The following is a 19,249-nucleotide window of genomic DNA, read 5'->3' as shown; positions in this document are numbered from 1 at the left end:
GCCAAGCTTTTCTGGTCGGAACCCCCTAAGCCGAGTTTTCAAGGTGCTGCGCCGTCCACTTGGTTTTCGAGACTGGCCTTTTAATTCTAACGTAAAGCCAACCTAGAACGGCGGGGTTTCAGACCCAAAATTTCCGATGACAACGCTTGTTTGGGGACTTCGAGAGAGATTACCCTCAAATAGCTCCCATTGTAGTCCAGTGGCTCCATATCCCTCAACCCTGGGTATTGAGTATTGACCGCACCAATTGGTCATTTGGTAGTCATCACTACAACATCCTCACAGTCGGCATTGTCCATCAAGGGGTAGCGATACCCATTCTCTGGTGGATGCTCAAGAAGAAAAAAGGCAACTCAAACAGCGATGAACGGATGCGAACGGTTACTTTCTTGATCTCCGCAATTATTTTGCCCACTGCTGTTATTGTATGTCTTGAATCCGCAAAAGTCCCTATAATTTAGCCAATAACATTATTTTTCTTTTTCTTCAATTAATCCCGATTCAGTTTTTTTCAGTAAATCTGAGGCAAATCTTTCACTAAATCCCACTAAAAAAGCACAGGAAAAGATAAATAAATCCTGACGGGCTTTGTTGGTTATTAAACTAGAAGAATTTTGATCCTGGGCAATCAGGAAATCAATTTTAATCAACGTATTTGAGCTAATTAAACTAAAGATAAAAATACCGAAAATTAGACCAATTAAGGGTCTAAACAAACCAATAAAAAGAGGAATGAGGGGGTCGTCATATTTTTTGTCTGTAAAGTCGATAATTCTGAGTAAAATACTCGCAACACTTCCCAACACTCCTGCTGTTGCCGCATAAACTAAACCATAAAATATATGCCGATTAGGATTTATCGTATCACTCGATGATTTTAACTGTTCTGAATAACTACTAGAAGGAATGGGTACTGGGGAGTTTGCTTGAGGTAATGGTTTTGAAATAAGTGCCTCCTCTTGAGAGGATTTTTGATGTAAATTAGCATCAAATATGTAAATTTCTTCAGCAGAAAACTTCAGGGCAATAATAGATAAAAAAGTTGTCATAGATAAGCCTAAAAATATTTTGAATGGGACTGATCTTACAGAATAGATAGAACTAAATCCATTTAAAATATGTCCCCATAAAAAATAGCGACTATTATTAATTTCCTTTTCTAGATTAATTCTGAATCCTCGAATAGCATCAACTCCGACTTTATTGGTTTTTGCCATGAGCAATATATATTTAATTTCCTCTAATAACAAAATAAATTTAGTTGGATCATTGTTAAAAATAAACCAACCAATTTTCCAGCTATTACTTTTTTTATAAATCAAATAATTCAGATGATGAATCTGTTGAACTAAGTTAGCGATTTCTAGTTGTAATTCAGGAGAAATTATCGGCAAAACCTCTAATAAAACTTCCCGAATATCGGCATTTAAGGCGTTAACATCGTCATTTTTTTTTACTGAAGTGGAAGTTATCATATTTTTGGGGACTTTTTAGATTGATTAATAGAATGAAAAGGCTATCTCTCCAGCTTCCCCTTACTCGACGTTGACCCTTCGGCTACGCTCAGGGTCAATCCGTTGCCGGATTTTCTCTATGATAGGGTGGGTTTTCTAGATTACTAAAATTCTAACATAAAGTCCCCCTAGAAAGGGGAGGTTTTAAAGCCAGTTTTTTGATAACTTTATAGCCACTTTCTCGTTGTCACATTAATAAAAAGTTTGACCCTGGATAATTGTGATATATATGTTATATCTCGTTACTTAAAATAAAATTATTCTTAGTTTGAGTTTTTGAATTTACCTCAAAATCCTCTACTCTTAAACAGCTATCTAATTGATTTTGTAATACATTTGCATTAATTGACTCCGTGCTAATTAACACCAATTGGGTAAAGGGTGGATTATTACCCCATTCCTCGCCTATTTCTAAGGTAATTCTCGGCCCCACTTGTTGCAAAATTACTCTTTTATTGGGATATTCAACAGTAGATAAAATACCCTTGGCTCGCAATACAGTTACGGGTAATTTCCCTAATATTTTTCCCAGGGTTAGTAACTGAAAAGGGCGAACACTTTCATAACTCCAAGTATGAAAGTTATCCGAGGAATTAGATTTTAATTGACTAGATACAGAACGAACAGGAAATGAGTCCCTAAATCCTAATAATAAATCTAGGGAAACATCCCCATAACTCCCTTTTAACAAACGCGCCCAGGGTGCTATTTTTTGGATAATTTGACTAGCATTAATTTGTGCTTTTTCATCAATCAAATCAATTTTATTGAGAACCACAATATCAGCAGCTGAAATTTGATCAATTAGCAAATCTTGATAGTTAATTTTTCCAGATGGTTCACAAATTTGGGGTAGATAGGTCGCATCAACTAGGGTAATAATGCTTTCTAAGCGAATTATTCTACTTAAAACTGGACGCTTTAGGGTTTGTAACAGGGTATAAGGGTTAGCAATTCCACTGGCTTCAATTAATATCTGATCTGGATGGAGAGCTAGAATTTTGGGAAGAGAATTAACCAGATTATTTTGTAAATTACAACAAACACAACCTCCCTCAAGAGTGATTAGATCATCGTCTCTATTTTTAATTAACATCTGATCAATATTAAGACTACCAAAATCATTGACCAGTATGCCAAAACGGCGATCACTTTTACCCTTAAGAATGCAGTTAAGTAAAGTAGTTTTACCAGCACCTAAAAAACCCGTCAGCAGTGTTACTGGTGTCTTCCAGAGATTTGATGACAAAACCATTATGCTTGTCCTCCCGATGGTTGTTTATAGATGACTCCCCGTTTCATGACAAAATCAACTTGACCAGTAACATTAATATCCTCAAAAGGATTACCCGGCATAGCGATAATATCAGCAAATTTCCCCACCGCTAACGCACCAATATTCGGCTGCATTAATAATTCAGCCGCTACAGTAGTTGCTGCTTTTAAAGCGCGTAAAGGAGTAATACCATTTTGAACCATCGCTGGAAACTCTTTCCAGTTATCTATATGGGGAAAAGTTCCTGCATCAGTACCAAAAGCAATCTTAACGTTACTTTTAGCTAAATTATCAGCACAAGCAATCAGTTGAGAGGCATATTTTTGATATTTAGCGTGTTGCCAAGAAGAACGATTTTGCCAATATTCAGGATTATTAGCATTGCGAGCTTTTTCTAAAACAGTGTATTGAGTTGGTACCAGATAAACTCCTTTCTGTTCCATCAATTGCAAAGTCTCGGAACTGGCAAGATTACCATGTTCAATGGAACGTACCCCGGCATTAACAGCACGTTGAACCCCTTCCCCTCCATAAGCGTGAGGACAAGCAGAAATACCGAAATCTTTGGCGGTACTAACCAGAATATTCATCTCCTCTTGGGAATAAGTGGTTTGACTCGGATCATCCGTAGGAGAGCTAAAACCCCCTGTGGCACAGAATTTAATCCAATCTGCTCCTGAGCGAATTTCTTCCCGTACTATGCGGATAATTTCTGTTGTTCCGTCTGCTACTTCAAATTTTTCTGGTCTGAACTGAAAAGCAACTAAAGAGGTAAAATCACCATGTCCTCCTTGGGCTGAAATCAGGTGAGGTGCTACCAATAGATCTGGTCCAATAATCCAGCCTTTGGCGATCGCTTTTTTGAGATCGACGGTAATAAATTCTGGATCGGGACAACCCACTTCCCGTACAGTAGTAAAACCGTTCATTAACAGTGTTTTCAGGGGATTTAAGCTATAAAGGGTCATTAATGGCACTGTCACCATATAAGGATTTTCTGGAATTGTAGGATCTCCTTCACAGAAGGTGATATGAACATGACAATCAATGAAACCGGGGGTAACGGTGTGTCCTTTTAGTTCAATAATTTGAGCGTTGCTGTGATCAACTGTTGTGGCGATCGCAGTAATAGTCCCATTTTCGACGCGAATTTCTGCGGCACCAAGGGGATTATCAGCCAAACCATCCCAATATTGATCGGTTACGATTACATAATTTGGGCTAGTGGAATTAGTACCAGTCATAGTTGTTTCTCCTGTTGTTAATTTTTTCAGCGTTTTTCTTAGTCTTGCGGTAGGCGATCGCTTTCTCGACTTCTACTGTGTGAATAGGCTAATTCAAGTTGATAGTTAGCGAATCCGCTGTAATGGTTAGTCTTGATAGACATTCATAGTATGTAGCCAAATGGTATCTGTATCCGCCTTTTCTTGTGTACTACCTAACAGAATTTCAAAATAGGAACGACTATTATAGACATGACGAAGGATGTTACAACGTTCGCTGTCTTCAATTACATCAAAACCCGCCGTTTTATTGGGGATTAAAGTAATCGACTGCATCCCATTCTTATCCGCAAAGCAGAGACGAATATCTAAGGGACTTCCCAACCAAGAGGGATCATCAAAACCAAAGACAGAAAATAATCTAGCATTGGCAACCACTAGAGGTATATTGTAGGGTTTAAACTCAAAAGGAATAGCTCCCATATCGGCTTCACCCCGTCTGTCTCCGACAAAATCGCAGGGAAAGTTATTAAAATTCCATAAAAAAGATCCATCCTCATCTTTGACGGTGATGGTATAGCTTTCTTTGCATCGGTATAAAACCATAAATTGATGACCTCCTTGAATATTTGATTAAGTTTTGTTGATTCAAGAGATTGTTAGGTTGGTTGAGGAAAGTTTGTTTTTTTTTCTCACACCAACCAACTGGTACTATAGCGTCCTATTCGCTTAATAACCCGTTTGGGAATCGATTGCCTCAGCATCAATACCTGCAACTGCCCAACCGACAGCAACGGGATCCTCTGTCACCACGCCAAAAACCAACGCGGCGGCGGAAACAAGATCACTGATCCAGGTATGCCCAACACCGCTAGTCACCTGATTTGGTACTAACATTCCATTCTCAGGAATATTTGATTCTGGATTATAAGCTGCCAAGGTACTTAGGAAAACACCACATGAACCAGTTGCACACATATAATTCAGATTGGCATCAGCAATGATCGCCCAAGGGGACCCTGAGATGGTTGCATCCTGTTGGGCGGCATTGCCTACCGTGTTACTACTGACATCAACAACCCAGATACTGCCCATAGAGGAATTAGAGGGGACGGGCGGAGCCGTGGCAATAAAGATTGCTCCCTTTGGATAATATCCCGGATCTGCATTACCGGCGTTTGGTGAGTAGGCCAAAGATAAAATGGCCTGGTCACTGGGTACTGTCCAAATAACAGAGTTCAAGGAGCCATAGTTCCCATAGTCCATATAGTTTAAACTGTATCCGGTTGACCAGTAAATGCCCTCTGGTCCTTTACAAATACCAGTTGCAATTGCAGTACCTTCAAATGCCCCGGTGGGACAACTGAAAAGGTGAGGAGTTGAAGATGGGTTCTGAGCATTGAACATAACCCACGTAGCTTCTTTCACACCGCCGAGTAACAGACAATCGTAATTAGTTAGCGTGTTCGCAGGGAAAAAGGTCAGAGATATGGGCGCTCCAGACGGTTCATAATCTCCATCTCCGTTATAAGATGTGTTTGAACCCACATAAGACAAGCTCGGCTTGCCGTCAGAAGACCAAGTGACTGAATACCAGTAGAGGTTGCCATTAGACGCTGCCACGTAAAGAAGGCTTTCGGGGAAATAATAGAAAAGTCTGGCAATTGGCGCATCGGGTTGTTTTTCCGAAGCGATCTGAGTCGTGACATTACTACTTGTGAAGTGGCTGCCTCCAGTAGCGGGATTAATGCTATTAAGCCAAATATTCTCGTCTTCAGATCCGTAAACAAAATAGTAAGGTGGTGAATAGTCAGTGTTGCTGTAATCAAGCAGAAACTCAATAGCAGTGGTACTGGCACCATTATTATCAAGATTACTCACCCCCCCTAAAGTATAACTTGGTGGGGTTGGATTCGGTGAAAATTGCCCAACCGAGATCCCACTTTGGTAAGCAGCGACGACAAAAGTATAGTTCTTATATTCACCAGCAGGAATAGTGATTGCCGAAATACATTGAGTGTAGGGAAAAGACATGATTATCTCCTTTTGAGTTGAAATTAAAGGGAATTACTTGAGAGGTCAGAAGTAAATAATTTAATTATTTTCCCTTTCTGTTCCTCCCCATTTAGAGTCGTGCCGATTCCCACTGCCGACTGTATCAGAGATTTAGGATAACTAGGCTCAATTAGGGGCGATCGCCTATCTAATGGCAGTTACCATAGGGGTAAGTTATTTGCCCGTCGATACCCTTTTAAAATGTTTAAAGGGACTCCATTAATGAGAGCAGAAAAATTATTGACAGTGGTTTCTAGTTGTCCGGTGCTAGTATTGACACGATTCCACCAATCAGTGGCAATAATGTTAGATTTGATGCCATTTAAACCAGCGAAAAAGCTAGAGAGTTCTTTAGGCACATTAGCTGGTACTCCATAAGCACCTTCATAATTATACTGAGCCATTAATGACCAGAGAAAATTATTAGGTTGGTTGATAGCGTCAATTTGTTGTTGTAAATAACTCTGCACGTCTGACCAAAGAGTTACACTTGTACCACACCAATATTGTTTAATAGAACTGCTCCAAAAGGGTGTATTTTGTGCTAACCAATCAGACATACTATCAGGAAATTCGAGAGAACCAACTACAACTCGGCCAGTAGTTTGCCAAAGGTCTTTTAAGGGTTGAGAAATACCAGAGGGCGGAATTAATTTATCCTGTCCAATAGTGTTGATAATCAGATTAGATAAATCTTGATAGGTTTGGCTTGTCCAATTTCCCTCAAAATCATGTAAGTCAAGAATAACAAATTCTTGGGGATTATCAGCTAAAAATTGCGTTACTTGATTGAGAAAATCTACTAAAGTCAGGGGGAGAGCAAAACTCCCGTGACACATAACAAATTGATTATCCCCTGAGCCACTACTAAGCATTAACCTGAGATCAAGGGCGCGAATACCTTGACTAAGTTGCTGATTGATGTTTTGGTATTGAGTTTGTACCCACGTTTGACTAATACTACCAGCGCAATAAGTTGAAGCATCGTGAGTGCCTGGCAGGGTTAACTCATTGAGACAAAGGTTTTGAATACAAGGGGCAAATAATTCCATCCAATTATTAGCCCAGTGTAATACGGAAGGACGTAACACACTTTGATCATCTGCTAATCCGCCACTGCCATAATCAGGGGTTGGATAGGAACTAATTGGGTTTTGGGTATTACTAGGGAAATAACCAAGGGCGATCGTTACTACTCCATCATGAATCCATCCTACAGCAGATGTATTAGTAGTATCTGGAGTAGGATAAACAAAAAGACCATTGGGAATATTTTGCCATTCAACTAAAACCCCATAACCTGCTTCTGAGGGGACAGGCGTTGATAGTCCGTGAACTCCACTCTTTTTAGCACTAATTGTAAAGTTAAAGTTACTTACCTCCTCAAGGGTATATTCAACATCACCCGCATCATCTATACTGTCATGACCTACTGTTTCTTTAAACTCAGCATAAAATTGAGTAAAGGAATTAGGACTAATCTGAGAAGATGGATCCCACTCCATCTGGTAACTGTGGGATTTTACTTGATTGATGTTATATGGCGTAGCGTTGACAATTTGTATGTGAAATCCAGCACCCATAATAATTTTCTCCTTGATGAAGATGAGTATTGTTGACTTTTTAAAGTCGTTAATTGAGTTACAGTTAAAGATAATTACTTGAGAGGTCAGAAGTGAATAATTTAAATATTAGCCCTTTCTGTTCCTCCCCATTTACAGTCGTGCCGATTCCCACTGCCGACTGTTTAGCGATAGAATAATTAGCTTAACTTAGTGGCAATATCATCTAAATCTTGCTCTGTTAGCGTGAGAGAATCAGCCACATTTTCCGTCAGCGGCCAGTCAATTTCCAGAAGATTGAAATAAGCTTGGATATGCTGAAAATAGGCCTCTTGAAGAAATTGCTTCAGGGGGTTTGGTTGCGGTTGAGAAAAAACACCACATTGACCTTTCATGGCAAAAGTGCTGGGATTTAACGCGAGATAATTACAGTTTTTCACTTTTTGAATTTGACTATTAACTAATAGTGCAATTCTCGAAGATTTAGGAATATTACAAGATTGATACAGGGTAGGAATCTGCTGTAATTGCTGAATATTCCAAGCATGGGGAACAATATCCAAACTATTCCAGAGGCGGCTGCTTTGATTGAGACCTGGCTGCGTATTTCCGTAGTAATCAGAAAAGGTTTGATCCCCTGGGGTTGCTCCCGCAGAAAATTGGGTATTGACGGTGATTTGTTTACCAGTCGGGTTCCAAGTTGCTTGATTTTCGTACAGCCATAATGCCATTACTGGAGATAATGCTCCGCCTAAACTATGGCCGGTGGTAATGATTTCAATAGGTTGATCAGATTGGCTGGGAATTTCCTGGGTCAAAAATTCTAACAGAGAGCGGTTAGAGGAATCTTTCAGGTTTTGCAGAATAGTAATTCCGGTATTTGTTCCTTGAGAAATTTTTCCGCGTTCGGGGAATTGCGTTGACCAGGAAACCATGTTATGGGTAGCAGCATCCTCCTGTAACCAGTCAAAACTCGATTTCGGATTCGTAGCAGCGATCGCAACTACATATTGAGGGTTATTGGTTTCGGCATTTTCTCCCTTCGCCACATACATAATATTATCCCAGTTCTGATTTTTAGGATCATGATAATAAATAACAGGACCCCAAAGAATCGTCCATTGACCAATTTTTGCTTGAACCGTAGGATCGGCTAAATCTGCAATAACTTTCTCGCTATCACTGATGTTAGCGAACATGGAAAGACAGAAAAGCGTTTGTTGTTGATCGTAAGTAGGCATGGCAAGATTTTCTCCGATTGTGAATTGATTAGGCGTATCTTAGACAAATCCAGGTAATTGAGTCACCAGAAAATTGTTAATGGTTTGGTCACAAAACAAATTTCACAAAAAAGGGATGACCGCTCTTTTTAACTTGATTAAGTTGACCCCAATTTACCCTATCATTAGAGGTGTAAAAATTAGCACCAGAACAGCTATTGGCGGAAAATGTAGGACAAGCATTGCTAAACAGGAAAAACTTTGATCGCTTTTTCGTAGTAAGCTTGACGATCAGCTAGTCCGTTAAGACCACCATTGACTCGTCGGGTGATTTCTTCCACTGTTGCACCGCGATCACAAAGAGCATTCATGTTATTGTTATGCCACCAAAAACCGCCACTGGTAAAAGGATAGGTGGTACTAACATAGTCAACTCCATCCATCACTTTCGGATCATGAATATAATTCGCAAAAGCTTGATAGTTACTGCGTCCCGTTAGTTGAATAACGCCTGCTCCCTTATATTTGGGACCATCTCCTGGATAAATATTTCCCAGGTCTTTCCGTCCGTTATACTCCTCACCGCTACCGAGTTCTTTCATCCATTTCAAGCCGCCACTTTCATGGGCAGTTTGGCTTAAAAAATGACACATTCGGGGGTGAGTGTTAATTTCAAAGCGATTTAAGCAAGAATTGAGGTCTGCTAATTGTCCATCGCTAATGACATTACCATAGATAAATTCGGCTTGAGCTTTGGAGATTAAATTATTATCCCCTGGTAATTCTTTAAGTTCTAGTAAAAATTTCGCCGAAGATGCTCCCAAGGTATCCAATTCGCCTTCTTTGATTTTTTGTTTGAATTGCTCAAAGGCTTGTTTTGTTTGGGGTCCATAAATGCCATCAACACCACGAGCAGCAAGTAATCCGAAAACTTGCAAACGGGTCTGAACTTCTCGGCAAAGTTCCGAGTCTCCTGCTAAGGAATCAATGGGTTTAACGAGGTTTTGTTGAATGATGTCTTCTAATTTCATGGTGTTTATTTCCTGGTTCAGATTTTCCGATGGTGATCGCTGAGTTAATCAAGACTAAAAAACTAAGATAGTTGAGCCTCCATTGTGTCTAAATCCTGATCAGATAGGGTTAGAGTATCAGATAAATTGTTAGTCAGTGACCCCTCAATATTGAGTAAATTAAAGTATTATGAACGTCTAAAGTATAGTAATTAGCCAAGTCTTGATCGCCAAGGGTTGCACGGGCGGAAAATTGCGTATAAACCTTGACTTGTTTGCCTTTTGGATTCCAGCTTGTCTGATTCTCATAATTAGATAGGGGATTGTCGGGAGGAGCAACTTTATGAGATGCTTAAGTTCCGCAGCCAAAAGTTATGCCTATGTCAGCCCCCCCATCCTCAACCATTTGAGCAACTAAGTCAATGGATTAAGCCCAGAAACGTTGAATCTCGTCATAAAAATTTACATTCAAGAGCATACTAAATCTATACTTTAGACAGTCATAATCTGAGATTTATTAAACTTATGAAATCGGAGAGTGAGATCGGTCAAAATCATCCCCAATCTGGTAATTATGCCCCCCTAGATAGCCATCTCTGGGCTGATGCCACCTATCCCCTCGGAGCGCATTATCGGGGCGATAGTGTCACCTTTGCCGTCTATTCTAAAAATGCCAGTCAGATTCTTCTGGAAATCTACGATCGCCCGACGGGAGAAAACGCTAAGTATGATTACTGGTTGACAAAAAACCCAAATGATGATATATGGCGGGCAAAAATCGCCGGTATTGCCCAGGGCAGCTACTACGCTTTTCGCTGTTGGGGTCCCAATTGGCAATTTGATCAAAAATGGCAAAGAGGCCACAGTAACGCCGGTTTTCGGGCAGATGTGGACGATTTTGGCCATCGTTTTAACCCCAATAAAGTCCTCTTCGATCCCTATGCGCGAGAACTTTCCCACGACCTTGAAACCCCGGCCATGATCGCAGCCGGAGAAAATGCTGGAATCTATGCCACGGGAGAAGGGGACTACAAAGGAGTGATCCGGCGGCAATACGATACGGGTAAATGGTCGCCCAAAGGCATTGTGATCGCACCGGATGGGACTTCTACCGGTACTCGTCCCCGTCTGGGGGCCGAAAAAGCGATCATTTACGAGGCCCATGTGCGCGGTTTAAGTAATCACCCCTCCGCTAGTCGTTTAGAAAACATTCTCAAGGGAATTACAGGTTTTGAGGAAGTGGCCAACGTTCCCGACCAGTACAGAGGAACTTATGCGGGAGCCGGTTATATGGCCAAATACCTGAAAGCGCTAGGATTTACCACGATCGAACTCTTACCGGTCCAAGAAACCGCTAACGATGATAACCCCGACGATCGCCCCGGCGGTAACTATTGGGGTTACATGACCTTTGGTTATTTCGCTCCCGATCGCCGTTATGCTTATGATCGCTCCCCCGGGGGACCCACCAGAGAATTTAAGGCCATGGTCAAAGCTTTCCACGACCAAGGTATGGAAGTTTATCTTGATGTGGTCTATAATCACACCGGAGAAGGGGGCAATTGGGGCAGCAACGATGTCACCGGATTTGTTAGTTTTGGTGGTTTTGATGTGGTGGAATACTATCAACTCACCGACGAACATTATCTAGTCGATGGGGCCACTGGCTGCGGAAATCAATTAAACTTTTCCCATATTGTCACCTGTAATCTGGTTCTTGATTCCCTCACCTATTGGTTAGAAACCATGGGAGTTGATGGTTTTCGTTTTGATCTGGCCCCTGTCCTCGGTCGAACTCCTTCTAGTCATGAACGAGAAGATTGGCACAAGCAAAAACAATTCTTTCCTAAACATCCTTTGCTAGAAAAGATCGAGCAATTAGGCAAGAAATACGATGCTGAAATGATCGCCGAAGCTTGGGATATCTGGGGTTACGAAGTAGGTAATTTCCCAACGGGTTGGGGCGAGTGGAATGGCCGTTATCGCGATGCAATCCGGCGTTTTTGCAAGGGAGATGGTAATACTTTTAAATTCATCGAACAGGTGAACGGAGATTATCACAATTTTCATGACCAAGGCGGACCACACAAATCGATCAGTTTTATTGTTGCCCACGATGGTTTTACCCTGATGGATTTGGTCAGTTATAACAATAAAAATAACCTCAATCCCTGGCCTTTTGGTCCTTCCGATGGCGGCAATAATAATAACGATTCTTGGGATTCTGGCGGTAATCAGGCCTTACGTCGCCAAAGATTACGCAACTTTTGGACGATTCAATTTTTATCTCGCGGTGTTCCCATGACTGTCTGGGGTGATGAATTTGGCCGCACTCAAAATGGTAATAATAATCCCTACAATATTGATAGTGTGGCCACTTGGAATAATTATGATATGATTGCCACCCGTTCACCCCATCTACTACCCACGGGTTATCGGGAAACTTATCACAATAATTTTGGCACGGGAACTAATCAAGAAGAACGCAATCCTTTATTTATTTTTGCCGCTTATATTGCTCACTTAAGAAACAATCATATAGCACTCAAACAGCGCCGCTATGGCGATATGGTTCTCAATGCGGGCAATAGTGTCACCTATTTATTTAAAAAACCCGATGGGGTTAGCGATTTAACTGCCCATGCTCGCTGTATTTGGTTTTTAATTGATGGTAGTGCCGTCGGTGATCACGATTTTTTGGTGTTAATTAATATGTATCATCTGCCAGTGGATTTTCGCCTTCCCTCCCCAGGCAATAATTATCGTTGGGTAAGACTTATTGACACGGCAGCTTGGGCAGAAACCAATTATAATTGTTGGTCTGTGGAGCAAGGAGCAGTAATTGCTGATCGCTATAAAGTCAATGGTTTTTCGATCGTGGTTCTCGAGGAGATTAACTGAATTTTTGACAATAGGGAAATATAAACCCCTGCTGCATCTTATGTTTTACAACCCGCACTTAGCCCAAAATTGCCGTTAAATGTCTAAAACTAAAAGTAGTGTTATTATCCTAACCATAATTTGTATTATCGCCACGGCGATGGGAGTTTATCTAATCGGTGGTATCGACTCCCAACAATTACAGATCTGGTTAAAACAAATGGGAATTATGGCCCCCATTTTGTATATTATTCTCTATACGATCGGGACAATTTTAATTCTGCCTTCTACCCCCTTAAACCTCAGTGGTGGGGCAATCTTTGGGGTAGTTATGGGAACAGTTTGGACAACGATCGCCGCTTTGGTGGCCGCTATAGTTGCCTTTGCTTTTACCCGTACTATTGGCCGGGAATATACCGCCAAAAAATTTCAGGGAAAATGGCAAGCGATCGATGCAGAAATGCAGCAAGGCGGCCTATTTTATATGTTTGCTATCCGTCTATTACCGATTATTCCCTACGGTATCGTTAACTTTGTGGCGGGATTAACTTCTATCCGTTTTCGCGATTATTTCATCGGTACTTTATTAGGCACTGTCCCCGGAATTTTACCCTTTGTCATGATGGGTGCGGGTTTAAAATCTTTAGGAAAAGGCGATATACTGCCCCTAATGGTGGCTTTTACCCTCATTGCTCTGTTAGTAGGTGTGGGAACTTGGTATCGTCGTCGTCGGCAATTTCCCTTTCAGTGATCAGTGATCAGTTATCAGTTATCAGATTGGAGTTTTAAGTAGATAGTGTTAAGTGAAAACTTTGGCACTTTATTTTCACTGATCACCGGTTACTGGTTACTGTTCACCGATCACTGATCACTGATTCAAGCCTGACAACGATAAAATTAAGTTAGATTAGGAATATCCCGACTGAATCCCCATTGCTAAGGAGATAGCGTATCGATGCCTGCCGCAGATTATAAAGATTATTATGCCGTTCTGGGAGTAGGTAAAACTGCCAGCGCCGAAGAAATTAAAAAAGCTTTTCGCAAATTAGCCGTCAAATATCACCCCGATCGCAATCCTAACGATAAAAGCGCCGAAGAACGTTTTAAAGAAATTAGTGAAGCTTACGAAGTCCTCTCCGATAGCGAAAAACGCCAAAAATACGATCAATTTGGACAATATTGGCAACAGTCCGGGCGATCGAATTGGCCTGGTGGTAATCCGGGGGTTGACTTCGGTTCCGACGGTTTTGACTTTAGCCAGTACAGCACCTTTGATGATTTTATCAATGAACTGCTCGGTCGCATGGGTCGCTCCGGCGGTACTCGCCCCGGTTCCCATTCCTACGGGACTCCGGGGGGAGGATTTGGCGATTTTAGCAATTTTAACGACTTTGCCGGCGCTCGTACTCCACCGCAATCCGTCACTTCTGGTATCTCCACCGCTAAACTGCGTCTGAGTTTTGGGGAAGCTTTACGAGGAGTACAAAAACGGGTTAATTTAGCCGGAGAAATGATCGATATCAAAATCCCCCCAGGAACCAAAACCGGTAATCGTCTCCGGGTACGGGGTAAAGGACTAATCGATCCCTTGAGTAAACAACGGGGAGATCTATTTCTCGATGTGGAATTAGAACCCCATCCTTTCTTTACTTTTGAAGGCGATAATTTAACCTGTGAAGTCCCGATTACTCCCGATGAGGCAGTTTTAGGCACAGCAATTGAAGTTCCTACCCCCGATGGCCTGGTAACGGTAAAAATTCCCGCCGGTATTCGTTCCGGTCAATCCCTACGCTTACGCGGCAAAGGTTGGATCGATAATAAAGGACAACGCGGCGATCAATTAGTCAAAATTGTCATCGATACTCCCAAAGAATTAACGGCGATCGAACGGGAATTATACGAGAAAATTAAATCTCAGCGTACCACCGATCCCCGTCGTCATCTCAGACAGGTGCAAATTTAAGTCCCTAGCTAGGGTTTGCCGAAACAGTTTTTTTGGTGCTGATTACTGTCTCCGGGGTTTATAGGTAGGTAGGTGTTAAAAATGGGTGCATCTCAATATTTCTGATTTTCTCTCACCTATAGGTGAGCAGCAGAAGTTGTTCAAAGAGGGCGAATGCAATTCGCCCCTACAATAATATTATTGCGCCAATGGTAGGGGCGCACTGCGTGCGCCCAAAATGTCATCTAGATATTTCGACCAAATTGAGATGCACCTGTTAAAAATTGTCAGTTCCCCCCCTTATCAAGGGGGGATTAAGGGGGGATCGGCACCCCCCTTATCAAGGGGGAATTAAGGGGGGATCGATCTAGAATTTAACCTTACTAGCCAACCAATTAGTAATTAATTTGGGGCTATTTTTTTTCACCCAATAGAGAGCATAAATTCTGAATATAGGCTTAGAAAAACGAGCGATCGCTTTCATAATAAAATTTAAGTAACGACGATGAAACTTTTTATTAATTAAATTTAACGAACCCACATCGTAAAGACAGTCGATGATAATCCTAAAAGTCGCTTCCTCTCTTTGGAATAAACTATCTATTAACAATAGCACTTCCTGAATGCGTTGCTGTTTAAGCAGTTCCTCTTCGGAAACAGCCGAGAGAATCTGCTGCTGCTTAGATAATTTACTATCCGATGGGGTTAACATGATATGGTCGCCGAAAAACTAATTTGTTTTGATTTTATCCCTATTTGCTGATTTAGCAAGGCAAAACTCCCCATCTATCGCCGTTTTTAGGATAACAGGAGTCATTAACTGATCACTGTTTACTGTTTACTGATCACTGATCACTGATAATAACCCTTGACCGCCAAAACGGACAACATCAGTACAAAATAACCCCGTTTCCTCCTGCACAGTTTCTATAGCTTTAACTGCCGCCTCCGGACTAAGATGAAAAGTATTTAAACTAATCCCCTTTACCTTCACCTCCCCGAAACTTCCCCCAGCGCTGGCAGTCATTTCGCAGAGTTTAATCACTTCCGTTAGGGGAGGGATGGGAATATCGGGTAAATCTTTGATATGAATTTGTCCAGCGCGATGGACGAGAATTAACCCCGTTGGTTGACTGCCACGCATTAAGGGCAAGGTAGCAGTGGATCCAGGGTGTAATAGCGAGCCTTGACCCTCAATAAACAGAATATCGTTATTTTCCGCTGATTCTAACACCAAAGCCTCGATCGCACCAGCAGCATAATCGACGCGCACCGCATCCAAGGGTACACCTTTTCCCGCGATCATAATTCCCCCCTGTCCAGTGGCTAAAAATTGCGATTTTAGACCTTTTTCTTGGGCAACTCGGTGTAATTCGATGCTAGTGGACATTTTGCCCACACTCATATCCGTGCCTACCGTTAGAATACGCTGACAGGTTAAATTTTTCGCCCGCGCTTGCCCAATTTTTAAGTCTTGGGGTTCCAGACGGATATCCCAAATCCATTGATCCGGTTTAAGCTGAGAAAAAAGGGGTTTTAGGGGTGTATGGAGTCCATTAACGAGGGATAACCCTGCTTTTACCCCCTCTTTGATTTCTTCTAGCCAATCCGGTGGTAAAATGCCTCCTGAGGGTGCGATGCCAATTAACAGGGTATCGGGATGATAGGTTAGAGCTTCCTTAACACTAGCAACAATCGGCAAGGGGCGATCGATTCCGGCCACTTCTTTTAAGGTACTGCCGGCGCTTTCTGCGTCAATAATCGCCACTACCTGCGCTTTCCCGTAACGCAGATAACTTAACCCAGTTTTGCCGCGAGTTCCTTTGATTCCTTCGTGGAGAAGAATCGCTACTTTCTTGTCAGGAGTCAAATAATTAGTCATCTTCTGTCCGTAAACTAACACCCAAACCGGGCAAATTATTTGGTTGTAAACGTCCCTTTTCCAAGCTTAAACCCGTAAAGGGATCATCGCGTAAATTTAAATGACTATCTAGGTCAAGATAGTTGACAAGCGGGCCAAGATGTGCTAGGGCAGTATTGGCTAAACTGCTATCAGAGTAACATCCGAACATAATTTGCAGTCGGCAAGCTTGGGCAATATGAATCATTCTCTGTACTTCGGCTAATCCACCAGCTTTCATTAGTTTAATATTAATGCCGTGGACTCGATCGGCCAGTTTCGGGATATCTTGACTAGAAAAACAGCTTTCATCGACGAAGATAGGTAGGGGCGATTTTTGGTATAAATCAATTAAATCTCGTTCTTGTCCCACGGATAGGGGTTGTTCCACATAAATAACGCCTTTTTCCTCTAACCATTGGCACATTTTCACCGCATCGCTCAATTTCCAACCACCATTAGCATCGACAGTTAGGGGCAAATGGGGGACAATTTCTTTAATAGCCAGAATTATAGCTCGATCGGCTTCTATACCGTCCGGTGAGCCTAATTTGACTTTTAATAAGCTAAAATCGCCGATTTCTAGCCAATCTAACACCCTCTTCCCCACATTTTCTGGAGAATTTAAACCGATAGTAACAGAAACCGGCGGAATCAAAGAGCGATCGAGTCCAAAAATTTGCCAGAGAGGTAAATTAGCTTTTTTGCCTAACCAGTCGTGCAGTGCCGTGTCAATAGCGGCACGAGTAGCCGAAGATATCTGATTTTGCCATAAAATTTTCTCAATTTCTTGGCGTTGACAGGGGTGAAAAGATTGTAAAATAGGAGCGATCGAGTTTAATTCTTGCAGGATTTTATCGGGGTTTTTCTCCTCGCTGGTAATATCAAAAGGGGATGCCTCTCCCCAACCTTCGATATTTTCCTCGCTAATTTGCAGCCAGATATTAGTATTTTTGCTGGTAGTGCCGCGACTAATCGTTAAAGGTACTCGTTTATGAATAGTAAAAGTTTGCCAGTTTAGCAGCATAATTCACCTAGGGATGATCGGGGAATAGGAACAGAAAAATTATCTACACTCACCCAAATCCTTACTTCTGTCCACTCTCCCCGCAATCATACAACTTCTGGCGGTGTTTTTCGTCAAAGACAAAATATGATAGGCTAACCGAAGGTATAGGCAAGACGGCTGCGGGTTAGGAAATGGGATGAAAGAGGAGTGAGTTAACCAAAATCAATGATTAAGAAAAAGATTTCTTACTGGGTAAATGGAGGTATTGCCCTCATTGATCGCTATCTGATCAGCCAACTACTACCCCCATTTTTATTTAGTGTTGGTTTATTTGCCTCTTTGGGAGTAGCGATCGGCAATCTTTCTGATTTAGCTAATCAGGTAGTTGATGCTAATCTACCCCTTGTCTCAGCCCTAGAAATTCTCCTGTTAAAAGTGCCAGAATTTGTTACTTATTCCCTGCCAGTTTCTCTTTTGCTGGCTACTTTAATCACCTACGGACGTTTAAGTAGTGATAGCGAAACCGTTGCCCTGCAAAGCTGTGGAGTCACTCTTTACCGTCTTTTTATACCGACTTTTTGCCTGAGTTTAATAGTTACAGTGGTGACATTTTTATTAAACGAATATGTGGTTCCTAATGCTAATTATCGAGCCACAGAAATTTTAGTGCAGAAAATTAATAAAGAAGCAAATTTTTGGAAAAACAAAGACTTTTATTATCCCGATTATGAAATAAAAACCCTAGAAAATGGTACGATTAATCGTAATTTAAGAAGTTTATTTTATGCCGAACAATTTGACGGGGAAAAAATGAAAACTGTCACCGTTATCCGTTGGCTAAAACAAGAATTAAATCAAATTATTATCGCCGATTCGGCCCGTTGGAATGCCGTCGATAACGTCTGGGACTTTTTTAACGGCATTATCTATGAATTAACCCCCCCTAACGCCTCCTATAGCCAAGTTATCCCCTTTAAAACCGAAAAAATCGCTTTATCTCGCTCCGCTTTCGATTTTGCTCGTCAAAGCCGCGATCCCTACGAGATGAACATACCACAGGCGATCGAATATGTGCAACTGCTCAAACTCAGTGGCGATGATAAGAGAGTCAGGTTTTTTCAAGTGCGAATCCAGCAAAAAATCGCCTTTCCCTTTGTCTGTATCGTCTTTGCCACCATCGGCTGTGCCTTGGGTTCTCTACCGCAAAGAATTAGTCGGGGAACCAGTTTCGGTCTCAGTGTCGCCATTGTTTTCCTCTATTATCTCTTAAACTTCTTAGTGGGCAGCTTGGGACTAACTGCCACCCTCTCCCCCTTCCTAGCTGCCTGGCTGCCTAACTTTTTCGGTTTTGGTTTAGGTCTGTGGTTATTATGGCGACTTAACGGTTAGACTTTTTTAAAAATTTTCGTCAAGATAGGAGACGTAGAGTTATAGCAGGCCTCTTAGTCTATGTTTCCCTTTTTCTTCAACACTTGTGGCAGCACTTCCCGCCAAGAATGTCAAGAGCTTAAATTAAAGTTATCATGATACTATTAGGGGTCGAGAAGGTCGTCACCGACCTCCCCTCCCATTCAGAACCGTGCATGAGACTTTCACCTCACACGGCTCCTAGTTTGACTGTTCCCTTGTTAGGGATACAACTTGACTTCTTTTGGTTG

The 19,249-nt window shown here is 41.7% G+C and carries 15 protein-coding genes and 1 pseudogene; 5 read left to right on the top strand and 11 right to left on the bottom strand.

What is annotated here, in order from left to right:
* Window positions 1–140: 140 nt before the first annotated feature.
* Window positions 141–395: pseudogene (locus O9324_RS09310) on the top strand (IS4 family transposase); the annotation flags it as partial.
* A 75-nt stretch (window positions 396–470) separates the two neighbouring features.
* Here the strand turns inward: O9324_RS09310 and O9324_RS09305 are convergent.
* From O9324_RS09305 to O9324_RS09270, 8 genes are all read right to left on the bottom strand, one after another.
* Complete coding sequence (locus O9324_RS09305; RefSeq protein WP_287107625.1) at window positions 471–1,475, bottom strand: hypothetical protein; 1,005 nt, start codon at window positions 1,473–1,475, stop codon at window positions 471–473.
* Window positions 1,476–1,746: 271 nt separating this feature from the next.
* The gene (locus O9324_RS09300; protein ID WP_288140028.1) at window positions 1,747–2,769 is read right to left on the bottom strand and encodes a CobW family GTP-binding protein; all 1,023 of its coding nucleotides are present in this window, start codon (window positions 2,767–2,769) and stop codon (window positions 1,747–1,749) included.
* Window positions 2,769–4,034, bottom strand: a complete 1,266-nt coding sequence (locus O9324_RS09295; RefSeq protein WP_288140027.1) for a metal-dependent hydrolase family protein — start codon at window positions 4,032–4,034, stop codon at window positions 2,769–2,771. Before O9324_RS09295 ends, O9324_RS09300 begins: the two co-directional genes overlap by 1 nt.
* A gap of 126 nt (window positions 4,035–4,160) precedes the next feature.
* The gene (locus O9324_RS09290) at window positions 4,161–4,619 is read right to left on the bottom strand and encodes a hypothetical protein (RefSeq protein ID WP_288140026.1); all 459 of its coding nucleotides are present in this window, start codon (window positions 4,617–4,619) and stop codon (window positions 4,161–4,163) included.
* A 123-nt stretch (window positions 4,620–4,742) separates the two neighbouring features.
* Window positions 4,743–6,047, bottom strand: a complete 1,305-nt coding sequence (locus tag O9324_RS09285) for a hypothetical protein (RefSeq protein WP_002801574.1) — start codon at window positions 6,045–6,047, stop codon at window positions 4,743–4,745.
* Window positions 6,048–6,226: 179 nt separating this feature from the next.
* On the bottom strand, window positions 6,227–7,651 hold the full coding sequence (locus tag O9324_RS09280; RefSeq protein WP_287232262.1) for a phosphatidylinositol-specific phospholipase C domain-containing protein: 1,425 nt from the start codon (window positions 7,649–7,651) through the stop codon (window positions 6,227–6,229).
* Between the two features lie 179 nt (window positions 7,652–7,830).
* Window positions 7,831–8,871 (bottom strand): lipase family protein, encoded by a 1,041-nt coding sequence (locus O9324_RS09275; protein ID WP_288140025.1) that lies wholly within the window; start codon window positions 8,869–8,871, stop codon window positions 7,831–7,833.
* A 224-nt stretch (window positions 8,872–9,095) separates the two neighbouring features.
* On the bottom strand, window positions 9,096–9,881 hold the full coding sequence (locus tag O9324_RS09270; protein ID WP_288140024.1) for a chitinase: 786 nt from the start codon (window positions 9,879–9,881) through the stop codon (window positions 9,096–9,098).
* Between the two features lie 504 nt (window positions 9,882–10,385).
* On the opposite strand from O9324_RS09270, the gene O9324_RS09265 reads away from it, so the two are divergent.
* The 3 genes from O9324_RS09265 (at window position 10,386) to O9324_RS09255 (ending at window position 14,703) form a co-directional block, all read left to right on the top strand.
* A complete protein-coding gene (locus tag O9324_RS09265; protein WP_288140023.1) occupies window positions 10,386–12,761 on the top strand; it encodes a glycogen debranching protein in 2,376 nt (791 codons plus the stop codon).
* A gap of 79 nt (window positions 12,762–12,840) precedes the next feature.
* Complete coding sequence (locus tag O9324_RS09260; RefSeq protein ID WP_002768427.1) at window positions 12,841–13,491, top strand: TVP38/TMEM64 family protein; 651 nt, start codon at window positions 12,841–12,843, stop codon at window positions 13,489–13,491.
* A 204-nt stretch (window positions 13,492–13,695) separates the two neighbouring features.
* Complete coding sequence (locus tag O9324_RS09255) at window positions 13,696–14,703, top strand: DnaJ C-terminal domain-containing protein (protein ID WP_288140022.1); 1,008 nt, start codon at window positions 13,696–13,698, stop codon at window positions 14,701–14,703.
* A gap of 346 nt (window positions 14,704–15,049) precedes the next feature.
* Here O9324_RS09255 and O9324_RS09250 read toward each other — a convergent pair whose 3' ends face one another.
* The 3 genes from O9324_RS09250 to O9324_RS09240 form a co-directional block, all read right to left on the bottom strand.
* Entirely contained in the window at window positions 15,050–15,394 is a 345-nt protein-coding gene (locus O9324_RS09250) for a hypothetical protein (RefSeq protein WP_185239493.1), read from the bottom strand.
* 126 nt (window positions 15,395–15,520) lie between these two features.
* Window positions 15,521–16,564, bottom strand: a complete 1,044-nt coding sequence (locus tag O9324_RS09245) for an N-acetyltransferase DgcN family protein (RefSeq protein ID WP_288140021.1) — start codon at window positions 16,562–16,564, stop codon at window positions 15,521–15,523.
* Complete coding sequence (locus tag O9324_RS09240) at window positions 16,557–17,609, bottom strand: dipeptide epimerase (protein ID WP_288140020.1); 1,053 nt, start codon at window positions 17,607–17,609, stop codon at window positions 16,557–16,559. Before O9324_RS09240 ends, O9324_RS09245 begins: the two co-directional genes overlap by 8 nt.
* 207 nt (window positions 17,610–17,816) lie before the next feature.
* Between O9324_RS09240 and O9324_RS09235 the strand changes: the two genes are divergently transcribed.
* The gene (locus O9324_RS09235) at window positions 17,817–18,980 is read left to right on the top strand and encodes an LptF/LptG family permease (protein WP_288140019.1); all 1,164 of its coding nucleotides are present in this window, start codon (window positions 17,817–17,819) and stop codon (window positions 18,978–18,980) included.
* Window positions 18,981–19,249 lie beyond the last annotated feature (269 nt).

Origin of the sequence: Microcystis sp. LE19-84.1B (assembly GCF_027531875.1) — a bacterium.
Taxonomy (GTDB): Bacteria; Cyanobacteriota; Cyanobacteriia; order Cyanobacteriales; family Microcystaceae; genus Microcystis; species Microcystis panniformis.
Note: the sequence above shows the minus strand (reverse complement) of the source record. Positions and strands in the feature narration are given on the sequence as shown.